The sequence below is a fragment of the Actinomadura sp. KC345 genome, assembly GCF_004348515.1.
GTDB lineage: Bacteria > Actinomycetota > Actinomycetes > Streptosporangiales > Streptosporangiaceae > Spirillospora.
The window spans coordinates 1-23599 of sequence record NZ_SMKH01000001.1 but is presented as its reverse complement, the minus strand read 5'-3'; the positions used below and the strand labels follow the sequence as shown (position 1 = coordinate 23599).

Sequence of the window (23599 nt, the reverse complement as noted above, 5' to 3'; positions counted from 1 at the left end):
CCGCCGAGGGCGGTCAGCCGCTCGTCAGGCGGTCGACGGCATCGTGCCGTGGCATCCGGGCGCCCTGGTGAAACGCCTCCTCGTACGCGTCGCGGCCGAGCCGGCCGGCCAGATCGGCGGCGATCTCGCGAAGCTCGGCGTCGCCATGGTCGAAGGCGCCGCGTACGGCCTGGCTCATGCCGAGCGCGATGGCCGCCCCCGTGAGGTCGCCCTCCAGCCGGCGCATCCTGGCCGTCAGCTCGGCGACGGGTGGGACGTGGCGGGACGCGATGGCCGCGCGGACCACCCTCGGCAGGAGCTCCCGTGCCCGCGCCGGGTCGTCCGCCGTCAGCCGGTTCGCCATCCTGGCCGGGGCGAACCAGTCCCCGATCGCCTCATCGGGAAGTGACCCGGCGGCCAGCGCCTCCCCTCGATCGAGCTCCCGATCGGCCTGCCCGGCCTCGCCGCGGCGGCGGTGGAGCTCGGCCAGGCCGGCGTGGACCTCGACCTCCAGAAGCCGCAGGCCACGGTCGTGGGCCCGCCGTCCTGCCAGGCCGAGGTCATGGCGGGCGCCGGCGAGGTCCCCCATGCGCATCCTCTCGGTGGCGAGGCCGACCCGATAGCCGATCTCGTCCTGCGCGCCGAGTTTGGCGGCCAGTGCGATGCTCCGCTCATAGGCGGCGATCGCCTCGGGGTGTTCGCCGCGGATCGAGTGGAGCTGGGCTATCGCGGTCGACGCCAGGGCCGTCATCAGCCGATCCCCCGCCTTCTGGAAACCGCGCAGCGCTGCGGCACGCGCGGTGGCGCCGCCCTCCCAGTCCCCGGTGTCGGCGTGGTGGAACGCCTCCATGAGGTAGGTGCAGGCGCATGACCAGGGGTCGCCGCCGGCCCGGGCCCGGGCCGTCACGCGCTCGGCCGTGGCGGCCCCCTCGCTTCCGAGGATGTGGGCCGCAGGCAACGTCACGAGCAGCAGCATCGGATGACGCTCCAGGGCACCACTGCGCGCACAGTCGTCGATCACGGCGCGGATCCGCGCGCCGTCGGCAGCGGCTTCGCCGCCGCCCGCGAGCACATGGAGCGCGGTGAAGGCCGCCCGGTCGGGCTCGGGGAGTTCGTCCTCCGACCTCAGCACCCTGGCCACGAAGATGTCCGCCCGTGGGTCATGGCGCAGGACGGTGCCGTACCAGTACAGCGGGCCGAGGAGCCGTGCCGCGGCATCCGTCCGCCCGGCGTCGTCCGCGGCGGTGAGCGCGGCGGTGAGGTTGCCGTACTCCGCCTCGAACAGCCGCAGCGAGCCGGTCTGCTCGGCGGACCGCAGCCGTTGCCCGTGCTCATCGGCAAGTCCGGCGAAGTAGCCGACGAACCGGTCCCGCGTCGTCTCCCGCTCACCGGCCGCCGTCAGCTGCTCGGCCGCGTAGGCGCGGATGGTCTCGAGCATCCGGTAGCGGGTGCCGGCCTTCTCGACCATGGATTTGTCCACCAGGGCGCCGAGGAGGTAAATGATCTCATCGTCCGGCAGCGTCCCGTCGCCGCAGACCCCTTCGATGGCGGCGATGCCGGTCTCCGCGCGGAACACCGCCATCCTCCGTGCCAGGATCCGTTCCCGTTCGGTCAGTAGGTCCCAACTCCAGCCGATGACGGCGTGCAGCGTCCGCTTCCGGGCGGTCCGATCGCCGGAGCCGAGCAGCCGGAACCGGTCGCCCAGCCGTTCGGCGATCTGCCCGGCGGTCATCGAACGGAGCCGGGCGGCGGCCAGTTCGAGGGCGAGCGGGAGGCCGTCGAGGCGGCGGGCGATGTCCACCACGGCGGGGGTCGTGGCGCGGTCGAGCTCGAACCCCGGGGAGGCGGCCCTGCCACGGTCGAGGAACAGCCGGACCGCGGCCGACTCGGCGGCGGTGTCGGCGTCGGCGTGCGCGGCAGGGGGGTCCAGGGGTCCGAGACGGCAGAGGGACTCTCCCATGACGTCGAGCGGTTCGCGGCTGGTGGCCAGAATGGTCAGGTTCGGTCGGCCCTGCAGCAGCCGAGCCGCGAATTCCGCGACGGTGCCGATGACGTGTTCGCAGTTGTCCAGGATCAGGAGGGCCCTGCCGTCGCCGAGCAGCTCGGCCACCTGGTCCTCCGGCCGCGCCGCTCGTGCGGTGAACGCGGGACGCGTGGCCGGGGAGCCGAGCGCGCCCAGGACCGCCTCGGCCACCCCGTCCCGCCCGTCCACATCGGCGAGCCGGACGAGCCACACCCGATCGCGCCCGTGCGGCCAGTGCCGAACGGCCGCTTCGAGAGCCAGGCGGGTCTTGCCCACGCCCCCGGGACCGGCCACGGTGATCAGCCGGGCGGCACCGTCCAGCAGTCCCGACAGCAGCTCCAGCTCCTCGTTGCGGCCGACGAAGCCGGTAAGCGGAGCGGGCAGACGTCCGGGCGCCGGCTCCGGCACACGTCGCGGGGCCGGCTCGCCACGCAGTACCGCCAGATGCGCGTGCCGCAGCTCCTGGGACGGGTCGACGCCGAGTTCGTCGGCGAGCGTCCGGCGGACCTGCTCGAACACCGCCAGGGCGTCCGGTCGGCGTCCGACCGCGTGCAGGGCCCTCATCCGCAGCGCGGCGAGCCGCTCGCGCAACGGATGATCGGCTGCGACCGCCTCCAGGTCGGCCAGGATCTCCTGGGGACGACCGAGCCTCAGCTCCGCCTCGAAGCGGTCCTCGACGGCCGCGACGCGCAGCTCCTCCAGGCGCACGCGGGCCGTATCGGCGAAGGGCGCGTCGGGCACATCGGCGAGCGCGCCTCCTCGCCAGAGCCCCAGCGCCTCCTCCAGGGACGCGGCCGCCGCCTGCGAGGCGCCCGCGGCCAGTTCCCGTCGTCCGCGCGCCGCCAGCGCCTCGAACCGGTGCGCGTCCACATCCTCCGCGCGTACCGCCAGCCGATAACCCATCGTCACCGACTCCACGGCCTCGGGGTCGCGCAGTGCCCGCCGCAGCCGGTACACCAGTGCGTACAACGAGCCGTGGGAGTCGACCGGCGCATCCTCGCCCCAGAGGCCGTCGATGAGCGAGTCCCCATGCACGGCCTCACCCGCGGCCAAGGCGAGACGCGCCAGTGTCGCACGCAGCCTTCCGCCGTTGATCTCAAGGACGGATCCATCGTCGGCGAGTGCCTGGACCGGCCCAAGCAGCATTACGCGCACGCTTCCCCCTGACAACGATCCGGACCCTACATCCCCGACGAACCCGTCACAGACCGCTTCACCAACGGACTGGTCTCCGACCTCCTCGACGGCGTCGCACCACGAGACGGCCCAAGTTGGCGGTGTGGCTCTCCGTTTGGCGGACGGGGAGTCGGGCCCGTCCTGCCGGGCGGCCGCGATTGTCTCGCGCTTCGGCGCTACCGAAATTCGCGCTTGAGATGGAGCACCGTTGGGCCGGGCGTCGCGAAGGGCGAGGTGATGGGCATCGCGGTGGGGACGCGGACTGTGATCTCAGATGCCGACCGCCATTGGCGATCGCTGATATCGAACCACCGCACGCGGTAGGTGCCTGGAGTGAGGGCTACCGTGATCTCGGCCGACTTCTCTGGTTGCAGGGCCAGGTACTCCCGGCCGGGAGTGGCGAGTGCGTAGCCGGTGGAGGAGAGGTCGCCCCGGGGCCTCATGGCGAGGAGGTTCATCCTGGCCGCCTGGCGCACGGTGTCGCCCTGGGCGTACCTCGCCGGCTCTAGGAAGTCGAAGGCGGGGTCGGGTCGTGCCGGGTCGCCGATTCCGCAATCGAGCTGGCTTGAGTTCAGGCCGCGGGTGAACGATTTCCAGGCCCATACGGCATCGACGTCACACGGTGCGTAGTGATCGGTGTCGGAGATGACCACCTTGGCTCCGGTCGCGGCCGGTGGGTCGTGGCGGTAGTGACCTGCCGCGGGAAAGCCTGGCATGATCCAGTCCGCCGGTGACGCGAACAGCCAGTCATCGTTTCCTTCGGGCCAGATGGCGGACATTCCGACCGGGTGTTCGGGGTGGCGTTCGGCGGCTTCGTGCCGCTTCACGTACCTGATCACGTTGTACTGCCAGGAGACCGAGCCGCGCCAAGACTCGTTGGCCACCTCGTACAGGACGTTGTCGAGGTCGCCCACGGTGTCGATCACCTTGCGGATGTAGGCCCGCTGCAACGCCCGAACCGCTGGAGAAACGGAACCGGACTGGTAGTCCGCGATGGAATCGATGTCGATCCCGTTGACGTTGTTCTGGCCGTCGAAGGGGTGGCCCGCCATCATCGTGTCGCTGTCGCACACATGCGCGCAGAAACCCTCGAAGAGCATGACGGAGACATACATGCCCCGCTCACGTGCTTCGATGACGCGCGCCCTGAGGCGGTCGAAGTAGGTCTGATCGAACCGGGCGAGGTCGAACTTCGCTCCGCCGTCGTAGGCTTTGCCGCCACCCGTACGAGGCCATGGCTGAGGGGCCACGCAATAAGGGCCGTTGGTGTCCAGGTCAGGGGGGAGCTTGAACTTGAAATGCTCCCATCGCCAGGCGCGGATGAAGTTCAGTCGGCGAGATTGCAGAAAGTCCAGGTACGCCGTCCAGTCGAAAGCTGGACCGGGCCGCGCGCAGGTCTGGAAGCCCGCCCCGTCCTGCACGTTGTTCCACAGGTTCGTCCCGGCGAGATAGACGGGCCTCTCCCGCCCGCCCCTGTTGACCGAAAAGTACCGCGGGTTCGTGCGAGAAACGGTCAGTGGTCCGCCCGCGGAACCGACTCCCGCGCCCGCCTCAGCGGAACCCGCCCGGGCGGTCGGCGTGACGCCGGTGAAGCAGAAGGCGACCAGTGCCGCCAGGGCCGCGATCCGGGCGGGACGACCGGCAACCACGGATGAAACGGAGTTCATGGGGCCTCTTCTCTCGATGGGAACACCATCGGGAACAGCATTTGACGGCTCAAGACTGCCCCTTCGCGTTCCGATCGCGACAGCAACATAAGTAGGTAATGAGACCAGACGAAAGTATCAACGAATGGCGATGAGGTTTTAGGGCGTGATCGCGACGCAGGCCACAAGACCTCAATGGCCAAGGAGTTGTGGCAGATCGAGGCCGCCCTGGCCCTCTTGAGAAAATGTGTCGTGCTCTGGGGGCGATATCTGAGAGTGCGGCCAGCGAGAATTCGTGACCTGCTGCAACCGCATGTACCGGGAGTCGCGGGTACGTGGGGCTGCTCCCGATGACTTCGGAGCGGCCCGGGTGCTTCATACGCGGTTCGAACCGCGAACCGCGCGCCACCGCGCTCGGTCCTGCGGACGTGGAGCGGCGCCCGGTCGCCGGGCCTCCTGCGCCCGGCGGCCCCAGCGGGTGCGCCCCCACGGCTTGAACGTCGACAGCAGTGTGGTCGTCATCAGCAGCATCAGCATGCCGGCCGATCCGGCGATCACACCGTCCTCCAGGAAGCCGATGTCCGCGGCGGAGTCCGCCTCCGTACGCGCCAGCGCCTCTTTGACGGTCTGCGCGATGTAGAGGTAGGCGAAGACGGTCGCGCCGACCGTGAGCACCAGCTTGTCCAGGACCCACCAGTGGTGCAGAACCCGCCATTTGCCGTACAGACCGGTGACCAGGCCGGTGATCAGGGTGCCCAGGGCACACGGGATCATGATCACCGTGTCGCTGAGGTGCATCAGCGCGTAGGCGGCGGGCCGCATAGGCTCCCCGGCGGATGTGCGCGCCGCGATCGCCATCATGAGCATCGTGTACGCGCCGCCGAGCCATCCCACGGAGATCACCACGTGGCAGAACAGCCATGTCTTCCGGGTGCGCGGGCGCATACGCCAGGTCAGCCCGCGCTTGTCGGGGGGTGAGTGGTCGGTCACCGTGTCCTCCTCGGAACGGACGCGCCTGGCTGCCGTCGGCTGTTCCGAGCAGACCACGCGGCGCGATTACGGCGAATCAGAGCTGTCTGGAGGACCGGGGTAGAGGTAGCTCTACTGCCCCTGGCGGCGCCCCGCTTCTACACTGAACGGATCATGGACGACGTCCGAGCCGACGGCGGGCACGGCACGGCCACGGCCCGCACCGCGGCGGTCGCGGCGGCCGCGCTGCGCCGCGCCATGGCCGAGCGTCCGCACCGCTTCCTCCGCTCCTCGGTTCCCTGGCGCTGTGCGTTCTACGCCGCCTCCGGCGTCGTCTCGGGCGCGTGCACGTTGCTGGCGGTGACGGTCACCGTGCCGCTCGGCGTCCTGCTCAGCCCGGTGCTGCTCGGGCTGGTGCTGCTGGCCGGGCTGAGCGTGTCCGGCGTCGCCGTCGGGATGGCCGAACGGCACCGGGTGCGACTGCTCGGCGTCCAGGCGGTCCGATCTCCGCACCGCGTTCTGGGCGATGTGGGGCTGCGCACCTGGCTGCGGGTGCGCTGGCGGGAGCCGGTGACCTGGCGCGAGCTGCGGTACGCGCTGTTGTCGGCCACCGTCCTGTGGCTGCTGGACTTCCTGGCCGTCGCCGCGCTCATCGCGGCTGCCACGCTGCTCCCCGCTCCGCTCTGGTACGCGCTGTTCGCGGACGGCGGCGCCGTGACCGTCCTGAACGTCGTGATCGGCTCCTCCGCCTCCGCGCTGACCGTCACCGGCTTCGCCGCCCTCGTACTGGTGACGAGCGGCTACGTGCTGACCGCATCGGCCGCCGTACGGCTGATGCTCGTACACCGGCTCCTGGCACCCGCGCCGTCACCCGGTGCCGGTGACATGGAGCCGGTGCAGGCGAGCGGCAGGCTGGTGGACGCGTTCGACGCCGAGCGCCGACGAATCGAACGCAACCTGCACGACGGCACACAGCAACGCCTGATCGGGCTGACCATGACGCTCGACATGGCCCGTATGCGGCTGGAGGAAATGTCCCCCGACGGCGCCGGACGCCCGCTCGGCGCGTACCTGGACAAGGCTCAGCACGAGGCCGCCCAGACCCTCGCCGAACTGCGTGAGCTGGTGCACGGCATCCACCCGCACGTGCTGACGGAACGCGGCCTCACGGTGGCCGTGGAAGAGTTGGCGAGCCGCCACACCTTCGCCGTGGACGTCGACCTGCGGATCGCGGGCCGGCTGCCGGACCGCACGGAGAGCACCGGGTACTTCGTGATCAGCGAGGCGCTGGCGAACGTCGCCAAGCACAGCGGCTGCGATCGGGCCCAGGTACGAGGCTGGGTGGCCGGGGGCGACCTGGTGCTGGAGATCGAGGACGCCGGCACCGGCGGTGCCGCGCCGGAGCGCGGCAGCGGGCTGCGCGGCCTGGCGGAACGAGTCGCCGGAGTGGGCGGACGGCTTCTGTTGGCGAGCCCGAGGGGCGGGCCGACGGTGCTGCGTACGGAGATCCCCTGCGTGGCGGCACAGCGGCCGGCGGCGGAACACCCGAACGACAGAACGGCATCCGCAACAGAAGACGACGGCACAACAGACGAGGGAGCGCGATGCGGATCGTCCTGGCGGAGGACTCGGGACTGATCCGAGAGAGCCTCGTGGGGCTCATCGGCCAACTCGGGCACGAGGTGGTGGCGGCCGTCGACAATGTGGACGCCATGACCGCAGCCGTGCACGGCTATGCGCCCGACCTGCTCGTCACCGACGTGCGGATGCCGCCCCGGTTCTCCGACGAAGGGCTGCGGGCCGCGGTCGGCCTGCGCGCCCGACTGGACCGGCTGCCCATCGTGGTGCTGAGCCAGTACGTGGAGACGGTGTACGTCGCCGAACTGCTCGAAGCCGGAGACGCCGGCACCGGCTATCTGCTCAAGGACCGGGTGTCGAACGGCCGGGAGTTCGTCGCCGCGCTGGAGAAGGTGGCCGCCGGGGGCACCCTCGTCGACCCGGAAGTGGTCCGCAGGCTGGTGGCGCGGCGCCGCGATCCGCTCGGTCGGTTGTCGGCGCGCGAACGCGAGGTGCTGGAGCTGATCGCGCAGGGGCGTTCCAACACCGCGATCGGCCGGAAGCTCTCGCTCACCGACGCCACCGTCTCCAAGCACATCGGCGCGATCTTCACGAAGCTCTCCCTGGACCCGAGCGCGGCCGACCACCGCCGCGTGCTCGCCGTACTGAGGTACCTGCGCGGCGGGCCGACACTCTGAACCACCGCCTTCCGTCCACCTTGGGATTCCTGGGTAACGCAGAGCTCCACCGGGTGATGCGGCCCGCCACATCGACGACCCGACGGGGGCTCTTCGACGGCGTCCGCCACGAGCGCGCGTCGGTTCAGGAAGAACAGCCGCAGCTGGATGCGCCATCTTCGAAGGGGAATGCGGTTGCTGGCCATCGCTGTGATCGGTGGCGGGCTCGGCGGGCAGGCGCCGACCCCGACAAGATCGCGCGAGGCAGGCTCCCCCTTCCTTCCGATCCGCCACCGGGCGAGCCCTCAGCAAGCCGCGGGGTGCTCTGTCAGGAGTTCTCGTACGAGAAGACCTGAGTGAGCATCTCCGGGTCATGGCCATCGAGATAGAACCACGCCTCCGCCACCTGTCCGTGACGAATGCGGTAGACAGCGATCTCGTTGCCCGTCACGTGGGCATCACCGCGGCGCGCGGACCAGCGGATCTTGGCCACCACGTGCTCGGCGGTCACCAGAAGGTCGGTGGGCTCCAGCGTGAACGTCCCGTCGGTCACCTCGCGGAGACGGGCGAGGAGCGCCAGCACCGTGTCACGGCCGCGATGGTGACCCGAATAGTCCTCCTCGCCGGGCTCATGCCAACCGACGTCCTCGGCCAGCAAGGAACCCACGGCGTCTAGATCCCACCGCGCGCGGGCCTCGTACAAGTCTCGGACCACCCGCTCGATCTCGCTCCCCATAATCGATCACCATACCGGCACTACCGGGACGCCCCGTTCGTCATTCGACGGCGACCGAGAGCGTGAACGTGACGAACGCCAGATCGCCGCCGGTGGTCGTGATGGCCGGACGGTCGGCCTCGACGCGCAGCCGCAGCGGCCCCTCGGCGGTGCGCAGGAGGTGGCGGCCGGTTTCGGCGCCGTCCCGGTAGGCGATCGCCACCAGTTCGCCCGGTGCGTAGACCGTTTCGAACCCGGCGCGGAAACGCTGCCCGGCCCCCGCCGGTCGCCGTCCGAGCGAGCGTCCATTGACGAGCAACTCCACCTCGTCGGCGTCGCTGTAGACCTCGACGGTAATGGGCGAGGCTTCGAAGCCGGGCCAGGTCCAGCTGGAGACGGTGTCGCTCCACGCCCACGGGCTTCCGCCCCAGGTCTTGGCCCCGGCACCGGCCAGAACTCCATCTGCACTGGTCACGCCGGCGACGCCGCCACCAAGCCCGCGCCCGAAGGTGCCACTACCAGCGGCAACGACGACTCATCGATCAATAAGTGCGGCTGGAGTGCTGAACGGTCACTCTCAACCTGCCGTCCCGTGAAAGCCCGAGGCTAACGGGACTCACGGAGTCTGCGAGGCGTTCTGGAGGCGGTCCAGGGTTGACTCGCCACCCTTCGAATCATACATTCATCCGTCATATGTATGAATGAAAGTAGGTCCGGATGCGGAGCAGGACGGCCGTGGTACTCGGCGGCAGCGTGGCGGGACTGTGCTCGGCCGGAGTGCTTGCGGAGCACTTCGACGAGGTGGTCGTCCTGGAGCGGGACGAGCTTCCGCCGGGCGCGGAGCACCGCCGGGGGGTGCCGCAGAGCAAGCATCCGCATTTCCTCCTCAATTCCGGCCGCCGTGCGATCGGCGAGATCTTCCCCGGGTTCGAGGAGGCGCTGATCGCCGGCGGCGGGATGCATCTGATGCCGTCGATGGACGCGGCCTACTGCGAGAACGACGGCTGGGCCCCGCGCAAGTCCGGATCGATGACGATGGTCTACAGCTCCCGGGTGCTCATCGAACGGGTCCTGCGTGACAAGGTTCGTGAACTGCCGGCCATCGAGATCCGGGAGGGCGTGACCGTCACCGGCCTGCGGTCCACCGGGGGCGGCACCTCGCACGGGCGCGTCGAGGGAGTCGAATACCGCGCCGCCGACGGCGAAGAGGGCTACATGGCCGCCGACCTGGTCGTCGACGCGCTGGGGCGCGGGTCCTCGGTCATCGACTGGCTCGGCGCGGCCGGCTGGTCCGTGCCGCCGGAAAAGACCCTCGACGCCAAAGTCACCTACATCTCGCGGTGGTACGACCTGCCTCCCGCCGGCCGGCGTCCCGGATCGTGGTGGTGGAAGCACCTGGTCATCACTCCGACGCAGGACACCGGCGACCACCCCGAGGAGCACGAATTCCTCAGCAACTTCTTCCCGATCGAGGGCGACCGCGCCATCGTGTGCATGGGGTCGTGGGGCATCCGGATGCCGCGCAAGACCGACGCATTCGAGGCCGCGCTGACCCGTGTGAGGGCCACGGCCTTCGGCCAGGCGGCGCGTGCGTGCACACCGACCTCCGACGTGCATCTGACTCGTGCGACCGGCAACAAGTGGCGCCGCTTCGACCTGGTCGACGTGCCCCCGATCGGGCTGGTCTGCGTCGGTGACTCGATCTGCGCGTTCAACCCGTTCTACGCCCAGGGGATGAGTTCGGCAGCCCGCTCCGCGCTCATCCTCGGTGAGATGCTGCGCGGCCGCGACGCGGTGGATCTGGCCTTCTTCCGCGAGTTCCTCGACCGGCAGAAGAAATCCCTCGACGTGCCCTGGATGCTCGCGATGGCGCGTGACCAGGCCTACGGCTTCGCGACCGGGACCGAGGTCGCCGCCCCCTGGCGGCGCAGGCTGGCCGCGCGCCTCAGCTGGCCGATCTTCAACGCCATCAACGCCACCAGCCGCGAGGACGCCTACGTCGAGGAGACCTTCGCCCAGGTGTTCAACCTCGACAAGTCGCTCAAGGAGATGCTCACCGACCCGAGGTTCTGGTTCGGCCTCGCGCGCTACAAGGCGCGCCAGCGGATCGGCCGCACGGTGGTGCCCGGCGGGTTCGACGCCCGGCGCGACCCGCCGGGCACCGACTTCACCGGCTACCGCGGACCGGGGCGTGCGTCGTCCAGTGGAGCCCGCCGCGGTGACGACCGCGTCGGTACCTGACCCCGGAGGCGAGGAATGGACCACACCTGTGACGCGGCGGCCGCGCGTGTCGCCGAGAGACTCGGCTTCTCCTGCCACGACGCCGATCCCGTGATCGACTTCCGCAACCCGCTCGGCCTCGAGAACGGCACCATGCCGGTTCTTGAGCTGCTCGTCATCGGCGGGGCCGTGTTCGCGCTCGTCCACGCGTGGCGGCGGTGGCGGCGCGACGGCGATCCGGTCAACATCTCGCTGTGGTTCGCCTCGGTCGTGTACCTGGCCGTGATCGAGCCGCCGCTCTACTTCCCCGGCTGGTTCGGCCTGGAGGAGCACGTCGGGTTCATCTTCTCCCACAACGTGTTCACCGTGCAATTCATGTACGACCGGCTGCCGCTCTACATCGTGGCCTTCTACCCCGCACTGTCGCAGCTCGCCTACGAGCTGGTCCGGACCCTGGGCGTCTTCGCGCGGCGCGGCCCGCTGCTCGGCTCGATGGCGGTCGCGTTCGCCTGCCAGGTCTTCTACGAGATCTTCGACCACCTGGGGCCCCAGCTGAAGTGGTGGGCCTGGAACACCGACAACGAGACGATCAACCAGCCGGCGCTCGCCTCGGTGCCGATGAACAGCATGCTCCTGTTCGCCTCCGTCTCCTTCGGCGCCCTGACCTACCTCGTCTTCCGCCTGGTCGGGGAGAAGGACGGCCGCGGCACGCTCACCGGACGGCGGATCGGCCGGCGTACCGTCGTCGCCGGCGCCCTGACCCCGCTGGCGATGATCATCGTGAGCGCGCCCAGCGGGGCCTTCCGCGGTGAGGACCGGCTCGGGATCCAGCGGGCCATCCTCGGCGCCGAACTCGCCGCGGTCTGGATCGTCGGCCTCTTCCTGCTGGTGGACGCCTGGCGCGCGGTGCGCGCCGACACGGTGACCCCGGTGGCGTCGCCGCTGTTCGCGCGGACCTATCCGGCGCTGTACCTGGGCGTCCACGTCGTCCTGTGGCTGATCGCACTGCCGGCGTACTTCGCGGCGACCAACGGCGTCACCGAGCAGGGCACGCCGACCGGCAGCCTGTGGTACGCCGCGTTGTGCACCGTCGCCGCAACCGGATTCATTCTGGTCGCTCTCCGTGCGACCAGGGCACGATCGGTCGCGGCGCCTGTGCGATCCTAGGGTCATGGCGCGCCACGGCTGGGGAGGCCGGCCTCCCGCATCAGATGTCGAGGCCCGGCAGCGCATCATCGACGCGACCGCCCGCTGCGTCGACAGGCACGGCGTCATCAAGACGACCCTCTCCGACGTCGCGAACGAGCTCGGTGTCACCCGCCAGACCGTCTACCGGCACTTCGACCGGATCAGCGACATCATCGGTGAGGTCGCGGCCCAGGGCGCGGAGTCGTTCGTCGATCAGCTGATCGCCCACCTCCAAGGGATCGGCGATCCGGCCGAGGCCGTGGTCGAGGGCATGGTCTTCTGCGTGCGGACCATCCCGACCGAGCCACGGCTGAGCCTGCTGCTGCAACTCGGGGACTCAAGCGCCTTCGGCCGCGGCGCCACCACCGCGGACACCATCGCCTACGGCGCCAAGATGCTGCGGCGCTTCCCCGTCGACTGGGCGGCCGCCGGCATCGGCGAAGACGACCTCTACGGTCTCGCCGAGATCATCATGCGACTCCTGACATCGCTGTTGCAGCACCCGAGTCAGCTGCCGCAGGACGAAGCCCGGCTCCGCGCCCTCCTCGACCGCTGGCTGGCTCCCGCGATCAACACGGGCATGAGGTTCCCCCGGAGCACGGACTGCTGACCCGAGGTCACCGGCGATCATCAGGAAGGATGTTCGCCATGCCGTCACTACACCCGCCCGAGTTCCGCCACCCCGCGGTCGAGCTGGCCCGACCGTCTACGCGGTCACCAGCCTGCACCCCGCCACGCCGCACCCGATGAGCTCGCGCCTGGATCCGGCAGCACATCGCGACGATCGCCTGCGGGTACACCTCGATCCGCTCGCGACCCGCCAGTTCCAGCCCCTCGGCCACGGCCGGGAGAGTGCGCTCGCGGAAATGCCGGTGGCTGTGGAACGGCATCACCAGGAGCCCGTCGGCGACCTCGGGTCATCACCGGTCCCAGCGCGCCGAGCAGGACCGGCGGGAGGCCGTAGGGGTTCGGTCCGGGGACGAACGTCGGGGGCATCAGGGTGTGCTTGGTGAACTCGCCGCGAAAGTCGAGCGGGGTGCCGTCCTGCCAGGAGTTCAGTCCCGCACGCCATCCGCGGCCACCGTCTCTACGCCGCCGACCATGTGATCGCGCTGCGGCGCGGTGAGGCGGCCGGGCTGCGCTGGGTGGATGTGGACCTGGAGCACGGCACCGCGACCATCTGCCGGCAGCTGCGGCGGCGGAACGGCCGCCTGGAGGTGTGCCCGGCCCAAGACCGCGCACAGCGCCCGCGTCATCGCGCTGGACCGCACCACGACCGCGGCGCTGCGGATGCACCGGGATCGGCAGCGTGCGGAGGTCGCGGCCTACGGGGGACGGTACCGCGACAGCGGGTATGTGTTCACCAACCTCAACGGTGACCCGGTCTCCCCAGGGAGGCTCACGACGGCAAACATGCGCCGCCATCCAGGCGGTCAGCCTGTAGGAGGGCGGCCTGGCGTCGGGTGTCGGCATTACTTCCCGGCAGACCGGCGCGGTCCTCGGCGTGGCGGTGCTCAGAGCCGTCGTCCGCACCCGGTAGCCCGGTAGCGCCTCCTTCGAGGAGGGAATCAACAGCGCCCTCGTGGTGGCCGGCGCCGTCACCTTTGGCCACAGCCGTGTGGACCGGCCTGTGGCTGGTCAGGAGCTCACTCCGGTAAGGCTCACGCTCCACCAGCCCATCATGGCGCACGGCATTCCAGCATCACACCAGGCCCCGGCTGCGCCCCTTCAGGAGGAGCCATCACCCGACTGAAAAGGTTCAGTGTCCGCGCGTCCGGACGCGGGGGCCGGAAGAGAAGTCCGAACCCGCCCGTGCAACAAGCCACACCCAACCGACTGACACCCGGCCGTCCCGTCACTTGGCCTCCCCCGCAGTCGGGCATCGACGCTTGCCATTTCTCGCCGGACGGCCACCCTCCGCCAGCGCCAACACCGCCTCATCTGCTGAGATCCATCAGAAGGATGCCGTTGCCCTCGCCCTCGGCACCGCCCTCCACTTTCAGTCCGAAGGCCATTTGCGTGCCGTCGGGAGACACGACCGGGTTGTTGGCCCCGAAGCCCTTGTAGTGGTTGAACGTGGTCATCCGCTCGAACGTTCCGGAGCCATCCAACGGAAGGCGCCAGATGTCGACCAGGCCGGGGAACAAGGTGATCGCGAGGTCTCGCTCGACCATCAGGTAACGGCCGGACGGGTCGATGCCTTCCGCTTCCTCGTAGAACAGCGACCACGACGTGTGATCAGCGACGGCGCCGGTGTCGAGGTTGACACCCATGGCCTGTCCGCCCTTATGGAAGTAGGCGCTGAAGATCAGTTCGTCGTCGGAGTCGGCGTCCCCATCGGGCAGGGATCGGAAGTCCTGCGCCTCGACGGCGGGCGTGTCCAGGGAGACATCGCGCTTGTCGAGAGCGATCCGCCGATCGGCGATCCGCGGCCGGCCGTTGCGGTAGACGATTCGACCCGTCAGGATCTTCGACTTGCCCACCAGGGCTTCGATTATCACGTTCGGTTTAGTGAAGTCGATGGTCGACTGGTTCCACGCGATGCGGGTGGAACCCGGTTGCTTGGATACCGCGATGCCTTCCCAGCAGCTCTCGCCGAGACGGACCGGGGCACGTGTGCCCAAGGGCCGCTGGAGCACCCACAGTTCACCGCGGAAGCGGTCGCCCTCGGGACCGTCGGCGCTGCGCTCAGTCACCGCGCACAGGGCGACGTCGCCGTTAATCAGGTGGTGCGCCCGTAGCACCCCCTTGTGAAGCACAGACGTCTCAGTCAGATTGCGGCTCGCACCGGTCGCCAGGTCGTACTCCCAAAGGTCACCGAACGGAGCATCGAGGAAAACCAGGCGCTTCCCGTCGGGAGACCAGTCGGCCCGCTGCGGTGCGCCGTCGTCCGGCAGCTGGATGTCGAGCAGCCGGATGTGGTCGGGCAGGTGATCGACCGGCGAGCCATCAAGGGTGCCCTTGTTCGGATCGAAGTTCACCCCCGACAGCCGACCCACAGCCGTGACAGGCGACGTGTCCGTGTCCGCTGCCGCCATGACCGGCAGTACGTGAACCTGAACCAGCAGGCACGTCAGGACGACCGCTCCCGCGAGCGTGGTTAAGTGACGAATCCTCATGTTCGCCAGCCTGGCGGTTCGACGGCGTCGCGGCAAGAAGCTTCTTGCGTCTCGCAATAGGGTCACGCTGGCCCTCGGCCGCTGTTGCCGCTGAGTGTGGACGGCATGATCGCAGCGTCCGGGGTCGGCGGTGCGTGGCTTGGTCATTCAGCCGGGCGGGAGCGATGCCTGGATCTTTGCTGACGGTTCCTATTTCCGGGGTCCCGACGCGTCATGACCGCCGTCGATGTCCTGGTCCGGTCGGTGTCGGCGTGTGCAGGAAGGAACCCGCGGTGAGATCGGCGCACTCGGTGGACGCCACGCGCGGTGGGGAGGTTCACGGCCCGGCGGTCGAGCCGAGCCTGGCGCCAGGCGCTGAGAGTCGGCTCGATCAGGGTCCAGCAGGGCGTCGGAGACATCGGATGGGTATTGGCGGCTCCACGAAGAGGCCGAATACTCCCGGCAGGGCGCGGCCGATGTGGCGGGCTGGGTCTATCCGGAGTTGGTGGCGCGTTGGACGGCCCGCTACTACGCGACGGAACGCGAAACCGTCGAGCAGGTGGTGACCGACCTCGACGACCTCACCACCCGGCGACTGACCGATCCGGTCAGTCGGCGGGCCCCGGACCCTTGCCCGCGTCGGTCGAGGGAGTGCCCGGTTTCGTGGGCGTCCCGGGCGTCGTGGGCCGGCCGGAGTCGGGCTGGTCGAAGGCTTTACGGACGGTCTCCATGGCGGAGGTGAGCTCACTCGGGATCACAAGGAACGTGTTCCCCTCGCGGGCGAGCTGCGGGAGGGTCTGCAGATACTGGTAGGCGAGGATGGCCGGGCTCGGATTGCCGGCGTGGACGGCGGCGAAGACGGTCTCGATCGCGCCCGCCTGCCCCGCCGCGGTGAGAATACGAGACTCCCGGTCGCCCTCGGCTCGCAGGATGGAGCTCTGCTTCTCGCCCTCGGCGGTGAGGATGGCCGATTGGCGGGCACCTTCGGCGGTGAGAATCGCGGCCCGCTTGTCACGTTCGGCGCGCATCTGCTTCTCCATCGCCTCCCGGATGGTCGGTGGCGGGTCGATGGCCTTGACCTCGACCCGGTTGACGCGGATCCCCCACTTACCGGTGGCCTCGTCGAGCACGCCGCGCAGCCCCGCGTTGATGGTGTCACGGGAAGTCAGCGTCATCTCCAGGGCCATCCCGCCGATGACGTTGCGCAGCGTGGTGGTCGTGAGCTGCTCGATCGCCTTGATATAGCTGGCGATCTCGTACTGCGCCGCCTGCGGGTCGGTGACCTGGAAGTAGATGACGGTGTCGATATAGACCACGAGGTTGTCCTCGGTGATCACCGACTGTGGGTCGAACGACACGACCTGCTCGCGCAGGTCGATGCGCGGCCGCACCTTGTCCACGAAGGGGATCACCACGTGGATGCCCGCGCCCAGGGTGCGCTGGAAACGGCCCAGCCGTTCCACGTTGGACGCGTGCGACTGCGGCACGATCCGCACGGCGCGCACGATCAGCAATACGATCAGCACCGCGGCCACGGCGCCCACGATGAACCCGGTCATGTCAAACTGCCTCCCTGCGGATGGACGAGCGCGGTCGCACCTTCGATCGCCAGTACCTCGACGCGTGTTCCCTCGGCGATGGTCAGGTCGGGGACGTACGGGCGGGCCGTCCATTCCTCGCCGCCCAGGCGTACCAGCCCGCTGTCACGGTCGATGGGCGAGAGGGCTACCGCCTCCTGGCCGATCAGAGCCGCGGTCCCGCTGCGCAGCGCGGGCGCCCGGTTGACCAGCCTCTTGGCGTACGGCCGCACGAGCCCCAGCCCGGCCGCGGCGACCAGCGCGAATACGCCGAACTGCCAGAGCGGCCCAAGTCCCAGCCCCGCGGCACCGGCCCCCGCCAGCGCGGCCAGCGCGATCAACCCCAGGTCGATCGTCACGGTGAGCAATTCCAGGACGCCGAGCACGGCGGCGACCGCCAGCCAAATCAACCACGCGTATTGCGCCAACGCAAACCCCCTCATGCCGCCCTTTCCCCATATCGCCCCGTGAAACACAAAGCTCAACCAGGGGCAGATGATCGACAAGAGAAGGGTCAAATCGACCGCCCTCCGGGAGGCGGCTGCTCACCTCGCTCGCTTTGATGGCCTCGGCATGGCGGCGATGCCAGGCCGCCTGCGTGTGATGCCACCGCCGCGCCGTTGCGGTGCACCACGGCGCGCAACGTTCGTGGGTCAGGGGGCCTGCTCATGCCGGTGCGCAGCCGACCAGGCCGCCACAGCCCGCAACTCCTCGGCCCGGCGCCTGCAGGACAGCGCCTGCTTACAAATGCGGCCGGGTCAGGCCGATGGCGGCGCGGCGGCCGCGCCTTCACCGCCGCCTGCAGCGCCGCTCGCCGGTCCCCGATCTGCGCGGCGCGCACCTGGCCTGCTCCGCGCGCTCGCGTCCCCAGTTGCGCAAGGTCTCGGGCGAGCGAATGCCCAGCTTCACCGCCACCGCCCGCAAGGCCGCGGTCTCGTTGTCGTAGTCCGCACGGACCTCGTGACCATCCGCACCGCACGGTGACGCAACTCAGGGGGATAAGGGGACAGACGTGCCATGACTCGATCCTCTCCAGGCAATCGAGCCTCCAGCAAACCCGGGGCGCTTCATACCGGGCCGCATAGTGCGCGGCCATGCGGGCCGCCGGGCGCGAAATGCGCGCGTATCTCCTCGTGCTGCCGCTGCGGTCGAGTATCCCGGGCGCTCCGGTGACTGGCGCGGCGTGGTGGCGCGCCCCTCGTGCAACTGATCACACCGCGGGCACTGCCCGTAGGGCAGCCGACGCCCGAACGGCAACGGCTCGTGAGCGTGATCGACCAGCCCGCGTGCGGCGCGGTCGGCGCGCCGTGCATCACAGCGCGGGCACTGGCCGGGCGGCCGCAATGGGCTGGAGTGCTCCCGACATCGACGGGCGCCGCTTCACGTGTTTCGTCACCAACACCCGGCGCGGGTAGCTCGCCCATCTGGAGTTGCGTCACCGTCGCCAGGCCCGGGCCGAGGACCGCATACGCTGCGCCAAGGACACCGGCCTGCGCAACCTGCCCCTGCACGGCTTCGCCGCCAACCAACTCTGGCCTCGTGGCGCTGGCCGCCGACTCCGGCTCCGGCCGACCCGCCACTGACCCTAGACCGACCCAACCCACCTCATGGAAGATCGAGGTTAGTTCGACACCGGGATGTAGAAGTCACTTTCCCGTTTACTCGCAAACCCGCGTCCACCCCACACCTCATCATGCGTTTCGGCCTCCTGCTTTCGGCCGGTACACGAAACTTGTGTTGCAAGCGGGCGTGCCGACGTATGAGGGCGCCTACGGCCACACCGTCACGCAACGTGAAACCCCCCAGAGAAGCCCAACCGACGAGCAGCCCGCGACGGTTCTTACTATCCGCTGCAGTGGGTCGATGATGTTGTACTTGAGCATGGTTTTCAGACTTTCGGTCATGGTGTCACTTCTCGCCGCTGTGATTGTTCATGCCCCGTCTTCAGGTGCGCGAGTCGCCCCTTCTGTGATCCTCATCGGAACGTGTTCTGACCGTGAACGGTGTCGATGTGGGGATGGTGCAGGTCGAAGGCGGGCCGTTCTGAACGAATAAGTGGAATGGACGCGAAGTTGTGGCGTGGTGGCGGACAGGAGGTGGCCCATTCCAAGGAGTTGCCGTAACCCCAGGGGTCGTCGACGTGCACGTCCTGGCCTTTGCGAGCGGTGCGCCAGACGTTCCACAAGAACGGGAAGGTTGACAGTCCCAGCAGCGCAGCGCCAGCCGAGGACACCAGATTGAGTGTGGAAAACTCGTCCGGATAGTCGGCGTAGCGGCGAGGCATACCGTTGGCGCCGAGCATGTGTTGCACAAGGAAAGTGGCGTGGAAGCCGATGAATAGCATCCAAAAGTGAATCTTTGACAGTCGTTCGTCGAGCATTTTGCCGGTCATCTTGGGCCACCAGAACGAGAACCCGGCGAACATCGCGAACACCACGGTGCCGAACAATACGTAATGAAAATGCGCGACGACAAAGTATGAGTCGTGAACATGGAAGTCCAAGGGCGGTGAGGCCAAGATCACGCCGGTCAGGCCGCCGAACAGGAACGTCACCATGAACCCGATCGCCCACAACATCGGGGCCTCAAGGACGATCTGCCCGCGCCACATGGTGCCGACCCAGTTGAAGAACTTGATGCCAGTAGGCACGGCGATCAGGAAGGACATAAAGGAGAAGAACGGCAACAGCACCCGCCCCGTGGCGAACATGTGGTGGGCCCAGACCGTCATCGACAGCCCGGTGATCGTAATGCTGGCGAAGATCATGCCGATGTAGCCGAACAGGGGTTTGCGGCTGAAGACGGGGATTACCTCAGTGACGATGCCGAAGAACGGCAGTGCCACGATGTAGACCTCGGGGTGGCCGAAGAACCAGAACAGGTGCTGCCACAGCAGTGCGCCACCGTTGGCTGGGTCGTAGATGTGCGCGTCGAGGTTGCGATCAGCCCACAGTGCCGCAAGCGCGGCGGCGAGTACCGGAAAGGCCATGAGCACCAGGATCGAGGTGAACAGCACGTTCCAGGTGAAGATCGGCATCCGGAACATGGTCATACCGGGGGCACGCATGCCGATGATGGTGGTAATGAAGTTGACCGCACCGAGGATCGTGCCGAAACCTGACATGATCAGGCCCGCCGTCCACAGGTCGCCGCCCACCTCAGGGGAGCGCGTCTCATCGGACAGCGGTGGGTAGCCGGTCCACCCGAAACTGGCGGCTCCCTCGCTGGTCAGAAAACCGGAAATAGTAACCAAAGCACCGAAGAAGAACAACCAGAAGCTCAGCGCGTTCAGTCGGGGGAAGGCCACGTCCGGTGCACCGATCTGCAACGGCATGATGACGTTGGCGAACCCGGCGAACAGCGGAGTAGCAAAAAAGAACATCATTATTGTGCCGTGCATGGTAAACATCTGATTATAGTCGTAGTTGCTCATCACCTGCAGTCCAGGTTCGGCCAGTTCTGAACGAATGAGCATCGCCAACAATCCGGCCAGGGAGAAGAATCCGAACGAGGCGATCAGGTACATGTAACCAATCTTTTTGTGGTCGGTGGTGGTCAGCCATTCGACCGCCACCTTGCCTTTGACCGCCCGTGCCGGCGCGGTCAGTGAGGTCGGCGGCTCAGTGGCCGACCGCTGCGAATCTGTCACCGGAACACTCCTAGGGCTATACGATGAGCTGAGTGCGAATAATGTCCCGCTTCAGCACCTGCTCGGCGATGTCGGTCGGAAGGTTTGGTGTGTGGCGTGCGGAGCCTTGACAGGCTGCCCCCTGTTGTGCGCTGACGAGCCCGAAAGCCGCTCCTCGGACGGTGCTGCGGTGCCGGCGGTGACCTGCGCGCCGGTCGTCCCGGGCCGGCAGGGCGGCTGCATCAGCGACGTCACGGCCGCCACCATGAAGCTCACCGCCGCTAGCATCACCGCCGCCACGAGCACCGCCACCCGCGGTGGCCGCCACGAGACCTCCGCCCCCTTTTCCCCTGGCGGAGGGGACCCGGTGAGCATGGATGCTAACCGAGGGTCCTGCCGATGGAGGTCAGAGCAAAGTCGCCGCAGCACCGCTCGCTCGTACGCCGACAAATCCATGGCTGTCACTCCTGCCCCGGAGCGTTGTTCGACCTAGGTTCCACCTGCACCATCAGCGGAGACAGTCGTCGCAGACGCCTGTGCGAGCCCTGCATGCTGCCCCAGCGCCCCCTACCCCGGTCATCGCCCCAAAACGTCACGGCTGTAAAGTCGGTGGAAACGAAAGACCTAAGGAGCACCGCAATACGTCAAGAACTGTATGCTTTTCTGCTCTGGAACTCTTTCGATGGAATCGGCGGATAAGACTTATGCGAGGAGAATGCGGTGATGCAGGAGGTGGAAGCCTGCTCGGCCGGATCTGTCTCTTGATCAGCTTGGTCTTGGTGCTGACGCCCTCGGTTCCGCCGTTGCGGTAATCGCTGGAGAGCGACACGGCGTCTGGGTCGAGTCGTAGGCCGCGGGTGAACGAGTGTACGTGCGCAGGTTCACCTTCTCGGCGGCGCTGCTCCACTCTTGCAGCCGGTTCCTGTTGTTGGCGGCGGGGACCGAGAGTGGGCGAAGGCGTGGACCAGTGCGGCGAAACGCTCATCTCCGGGCAGGCGTCAGTGGTCTTCGCGAGGATTTCGTGCCGGTCGGGCTTGAGATTACCGGGTCGGGCGAGCAGGAGCCGGGCGAGGCGGCGGGGTGACAGGCCGGGACGGTCGTCCTCGACACGGCCCTGGGTGATGTAGCGGTAGAGAAGGCTCTGGGTGCCGGTGTAGCCGCGTTCGCGGATCTCGCGCAGGAGTTGCGGGACCGGGAGCGCGGGGTCCTCGGTCAATCCGGGTCTTTGCTGGTGACAGGAGATCAGGCCCATCGGCGCCAAGACCTCGCTCACCTGTCCCCGAAGTTCGTCGGTGTGTGGACCATGATGACGAAGTCGTCCGCATAGCGGACCAGCCGCCAGGGCGCCAAGCCCGGATCCGTCGGCGTTCGCGATTTTCCGGCCGCGGGCCTCACCCGAATCAGCTCGCTCTCGTCCGTCACATCGTCGGTGACCAGGCCAGACAGGGTCCCTTGATCACCTCTCAGCGTGACGGGCTGACACCCTCCGCTACCACCGAAACCGCGACAGAGCCGTTACCTGGACAGGCCGGCCGGAGCTGCGACGACCGGTTGCCCAAGCAGGTGCGGGCCTGTGCCAGCGCGGTCGCGCCCGGCATTCTGTTTCAGCTCGGCCAGCGAGTCGATCTCTAGCACCGGAACGAAGTGGCTGCGGCGAAACCACCAGATCTCCCTTTCACCCCGCCCTTTTCGTGCGCGCCCTCGATTCCGGGCGGCACTAAATCCCGATCCCGTAGTGCGACCGGAACGCCGCCCACCGATCGGCCCTCATCCCGGCCCGGGTGAGCCCTAGGATCTGCGCGACCGCCGCCTTGGGAGTTGTCGTACCGGATCCTGCCGAATGGCACCCCACCAACACCTCGAACGCGTGGACGCGGCCCTTGAAGGACGCCTCCTGCCCACCGGACATGAAAGCCGGTGCACCGCCTTGCCTGGACGCCTGCCGATCCAGACCGTGACATCACCGAAAGCGGCCTCGGCGCCGCGCTGGGGGGTCTGGGTAATGAACGCCTCGACCGGCCTCCGTCAGCTACGAAGCATTTGAATTTCTGTTCACCCAGGCGAGCGGGTTTGACACCCTCGCTACCGGGCCTCCGCCGATGTCCCGGGCGGTGGCGGCGCGGCAGGGCAATGGCCTTCTCGGCGGGTCAGCTGTTGTCGCGGGCGTTGCGGATCATGTCGCGCACTCGGTCGACCACCGCCACCATCGGGCCGGCCAGCATGTTCTTGCTCGCGGATTCGACGCCGGGACGCGGACGGGTGGGCGCGGTGGCCTCGGCGGCGCGGACGGCAGCGGCGAAGCCCTTGAGCTGGGCCGGGCTGAACTCGTCCTTGAGGCGGTCGAACTCGTAGCGTTCCTCGGCGCGGGCGTGGGTCAGGACGTCGATGCGGAGCTTGTCGAGCGACTTCAGGAACGCGGGGTCGTCGGTGTCCATGCCGTCCAGTTCGGACAGCAGTTCCTTGGCCTCGCGCTCTTCGGCCAGCCGGTCGTCGACGATGCCGTCGCCGCCGGGGAACCGCCGGGCCATCGGATGGACGATCTCCTCTTCGGCCGTCTCGTGGATGGCCAGCAGTTTCACGAGATCTTGGAAGGCCTTCCTGCGTTCGGTGCCTTCAGAGTTCATGACCTGGTCGAACAGGTCCCTGATCCGGCCGTGCTGGGCACGCAGCAGGTCGACGACGTCCTCGGTGGTCTCGGCGTTGGCGGGTGTGGTCTGCATCAGCGATCCCTCCCTCGGTGAAAGTGCCGCCCGGACGGCGATGGACGTGTGGGTACCCGGTTCTGGAATCGGTAAGCGAGGGGCGCCTCGTCAACGCCCGCGATGATGGCGCGTGCCTGCGGACCTGCGACGCGAGTCGAAGACATGGCAAAAACTTGTCCGCCATGTGAAAAGCCTGTGGGAACCGCGATAAGCCGGGTACGGGCGTGAGCCAGAAGCCGTGCCAGACCGGACAGGAAGGGTGAGCCTGGTGGCGTTCAACCCGCTCGAACACCGCGGTATCCCGCTGGACGACCAGTTGCGCAATTGGGGCCAGCTGGACGTCGCGCCCGTCGATCCCGACACCTCCGATCCCTACACCAAGTGCCGCATCATCGCGATGAACGGCATCGAGGTGGAGGCGATCATGTTCAGTCACCACTTCAA

Annotated in this window: 17 protein-coding genes and 2 pseudogenes; 6 read left to right on the top strand and 13 right to left on the bottom strand. The window is 68.3% G+C overall.

The features are described 5' to 3' along the window. Positions 1-13 precede the first annotated feature (13 nt). The 3 genes from E1281_RS00100 to E1281_RS00090 form a co-directional block, all read right to left on the bottom strand. Entirely contained in the window at positions 14-3148 is a 3135-nt protein-coding gene (locus E1281_RS00100; RefSeq protein WP_243716414.1) for a BTAD domain-containing putative transcriptional regulator, read from the bottom strand. Between the two features lie 206 nt (positions 3149-3354). Continuing rightward, complete coding sequence (locus E1281_RS00095) at positions 3355-4845, bottom strand: DUF6298 domain-containing protein (RefSeq protein WP_131875009.1); 1491 nt, start codon at positions 4843-4845, stop codon at positions 3355-3357. A gap of 354 nt (positions 4846-5199) precedes the next feature. Further along, positions 5200-5814, bottom strand: a complete 615-nt coding sequence (locus E1281_RS00090) for a hypothetical protein (RefSeq protein WP_131875008.1) — start codon at positions 5812-5814, stop codon at positions 5200-5202. 153 nt (positions 5815-5967) lie between these two features. Here E1281_RS00090 and E1281_RS00085 point away from each other — a divergent pair, with 153 nt between their 5' ends. Both E1281_RS00085 and E1281_RS00080 read left to right on the top strand, forming a co-directional pair. Next, complete coding sequence (locus E1281_RS00085) at positions 5968-7431, top strand: sensor histidine kinase (RefSeq protein WP_131875007.1); 1464 nt, start codon at positions 5968-5970, stop codon at positions 7429-7431. After that, the gene (locus E1281_RS00080; RefSeq protein WP_131875006.1) at positions 7398-8048 is read left to right on the top strand and encodes a response regulator transcription factor; all 651 of its coding nucleotides are present in this window, start codon (positions 7398-7400) and stop codon (positions 8046-8048) included. Before E1281_RS00085 ends, E1281_RS00080 begins: the two co-directional genes overlap by 34 nt. 307 nt (positions 8049-8355) lie before the next feature. On the opposite strand, the gene E1281_RS00075 is transcribed toward E1281_RS00080, so the two are convergent. Both E1281_RS00075 and E1281_RS00070 read right to left on the bottom strand, forming a co-directional pair. Continuing rightward, positions 8356-8763, bottom strand: a complete 408-nt coding sequence (locus tag E1281_RS00075) for a nuclear transport factor 2 family protein (protein ID WP_131875005.1) — start codon at positions 8761-8763, stop codon at positions 8356-8358. A 40-nt stretch (positions 8764-8803) separates the two neighbouring features. Next, positions 8804-9217, bottom strand: a complete 414-nt coding sequence (locus tag E1281_RS00070) for a DUF4982 domain-containing protein (protein WP_131875004.1) — start codon at positions 9215-9217, stop codon at positions 8804-8806. Positions 9218-9459: 242 nt separating this feature from the next. Here E1281_RS00070 and E1281_RS00065 point away from each other — a divergent pair, with 242 nt between their 5' ends. The 3 genes from E1281_RS00065 to E1281_RS00055 are packed head-to-tail and all read left to right on the top strand — an operon-like array spanning position 9460 to position 12760. After that, positions 9460-10983: a hypothetical protein gene (locus E1281_RS00065; protein WP_207942998.1), complete on the top strand. Its 1524-nt coding sequence runs from the start codon at positions 9460-9462 to the stop codon at positions 10981-10983. Between the two features lie 15 nt (positions 10984-10998). Then, positions 10999-12129, top strand: a complete 1131-nt coding sequence (locus E1281_RS00060) for a hypothetical protein (RefSeq protein WP_131875003.1) — start codon at positions 10999-11001, stop codon at positions 12127-12129. 4 nt (positions 12130-12133) lie between these two features. Continuing rightward, complete coding sequence (locus E1281_RS00055; RefSeq protein WP_131875002.1) at positions 12134-12760, top strand: TetR family transcriptional regulator; 627 nt, start codon at positions 12134-12136, stop codon at positions 12758-12760. 7 nt (positions 12761-12767) lie between these two features. Here the strand turns inward: E1281_RS00055 and E1281_RS41035 are convergent, their stop codons facing one another. The 5 genes and pseudogenes from E1281_RS41035 to E1281_RS41625 form a co-directional block, all read right to left on the bottom strand. Beyond that, the gene (locus tag E1281_RS41035; protein ID WP_207942997.1) at positions 12768-12992 is read right to left on the bottom strand and encodes a hypothetical protein; all 225 of its coding nucleotides are present in this window, start codon (positions 12990-12992) and stop codon (positions 12768-12770) included. Between the two features lie 1095 nt (positions 12993-14087). Next, positions 14088-15269, bottom strand: coding sequence for a PD40 domain-containing protein (locus E1281_RS00040; RefSeq protein ID WP_165958717.1), 1182 nt, complete (start codon positions 15267-15269; stop codon positions 14088-14090). A gap of 587 nt (positions 15270-15856) precedes the next feature. Then, entirely contained in the window at positions 15857-16807 is a 951-nt protein-coding gene (locus E1281_RS00035; RefSeq protein WP_131875000.1) for an SPFH domain-containing protein, read from the bottom strand. Further along, a complete protein-coding gene (locus E1281_RS00030; RefSeq protein ID WP_243716412.1) occupies positions 16804-17235 on the bottom strand; it encodes an NfeD family protein in 432 nt (143 codons plus the stop codon). Before E1281_RS00030 ends, E1281_RS00035 begins: the two co-directional genes overlap by 4 nt. A gap of 439 nt (positions 17236-17674) precedes the next feature. Further along, positions 17675-17844: pseudogene (locus E1281_RS41625) on the bottom strand (IS3 family transposase); the annotation flags it as partial. A 342-nt stretch (positions 17845-18186) separates the two neighbouring features. On the opposite strand from E1281_RS41625, the pseudogene E1281_RS00025 reads away from it, so the two are divergent. Next, positions 18187-18382, top strand: a pseudogene (locus tag E1281_RS00025) (IS1380 family transposase); the annotation flags it as partial. Positions 18383-18800: 418 nt separating this feature from the next. Here E1281_RS00025 and ctaD read toward each other — a convergent pair. The 3 genes from ctaD to E1281_RS00005 all read right to left on the bottom strand — a co-directional run bounded on the left by ctaD (position 18801) and on the right by E1281_RS00005 (position 23173). Continuing rightward, entirely contained in the window at positions 18801-20432 is a 1632-nt protein-coding gene (gene ctaD / locus E1281_RS00020; RefSeq protein ID WP_243716427.1) for a cytochrome c oxidase subunit I, read from the bottom strand. A 613-nt stretch (positions 20433-21045) separates the two neighbouring features. Continuing rightward, positions 21046-21726: a hypothetical protein gene (locus tag E1281_RS00010; RefSeq protein WP_131874998.1), complete on the bottom strand. Its 681-nt coding sequence runs from the start codon at positions 21724-21726 to the stop codon at positions 21046-21048. A gap of 874 nt (positions 21727-22600) precedes the next feature. Next, the gene (locus tag E1281_RS00005; RefSeq protein ID WP_131874997.1) at positions 22601-23173 is read right to left on the bottom strand and encodes a hemerythrin domain-containing protein; all 573 of its coding nucleotides are present in this window, start codon (positions 23171-23173) and stop codon (positions 22601-22603) included. Positions 23174-23599 lie beyond the last annotated feature (426 nt).

Coding starts and splice junctions, on each gene's coding strand:
- E1281_RS00100 (WP_243716414.1), bottom strand. CDS start 3,148: ATGCTGCTTGGGCCGGTCCAGGCACTCGCCGACGATGGATCCGTCCTT.
- E1281_RS00095 (WP_131875009.1), bottom strand. CDS start 4,845: ATGAACTCCGTTTCATCCGTGGTTGCCGGTCGTCCCGCCCGGATCGCG.
- E1281_RS00085 (WP_131875007.1), top strand. CDS start 5,968: ATGGACGACGTCCGAGCCGACGGCGGGCACGGCACGGCCACGGCCCGC.
- E1281_RS00080 (WP_131875006.1), top strand. CDS start 7,398: ATGCGGATCGTCCTGGCGGAGGACTCGGGACTGATCCGAGAGAGCCTC.
- E1281_RS00075 (WP_131875005.1), bottom strand. CDS start 8,763: ATGGGGAGCGAGATCGAGCGGGTGGTCCGAGACTTGTACGAGGCCCGC.
- E1281_RS00065 (WP_207942998.1), top strand. CDS start 9,460: ATGCGGAGCAGGACGGCCGTGGTACTCGGCGGCAGCGTGGCGGGACTG.
- E1281_RS00060 (WP_131875003.1), top strand. CDS start 10,999: ATGGACCACACCTGTGACGCGGCGGCCGCGCGTGTCGCCGAGAGACTC.
- E1281_RS00055 (WP_131875002.1), top strand. CDS start 12,134: ATGGCGCGCCACGGCTGGGGAGGCCGGCCTCCCGCATCAGATGTCGAG.
- E1281_RS00040 (WP_165958717.1), bottom strand. CDS start 15,269: ATGAGGATTCGTCACTTAACCACGCTCGCGGGAGCGGTCGTCCTGACG.
- E1281_RS00035 (WP_131875000.1), bottom strand. CDS start 16,807: ATGACCGGGTTCATCGTGGGCGCCGTGGCCGCGGTGCTGATCGTATTG.
- E1281_RS00005 (WP_131874997.1), bottom strand. CDS start 23,173: ATGCAGACCACACCCGCCAACGCCGAGACCACCGAGGACGTCGTCGAC.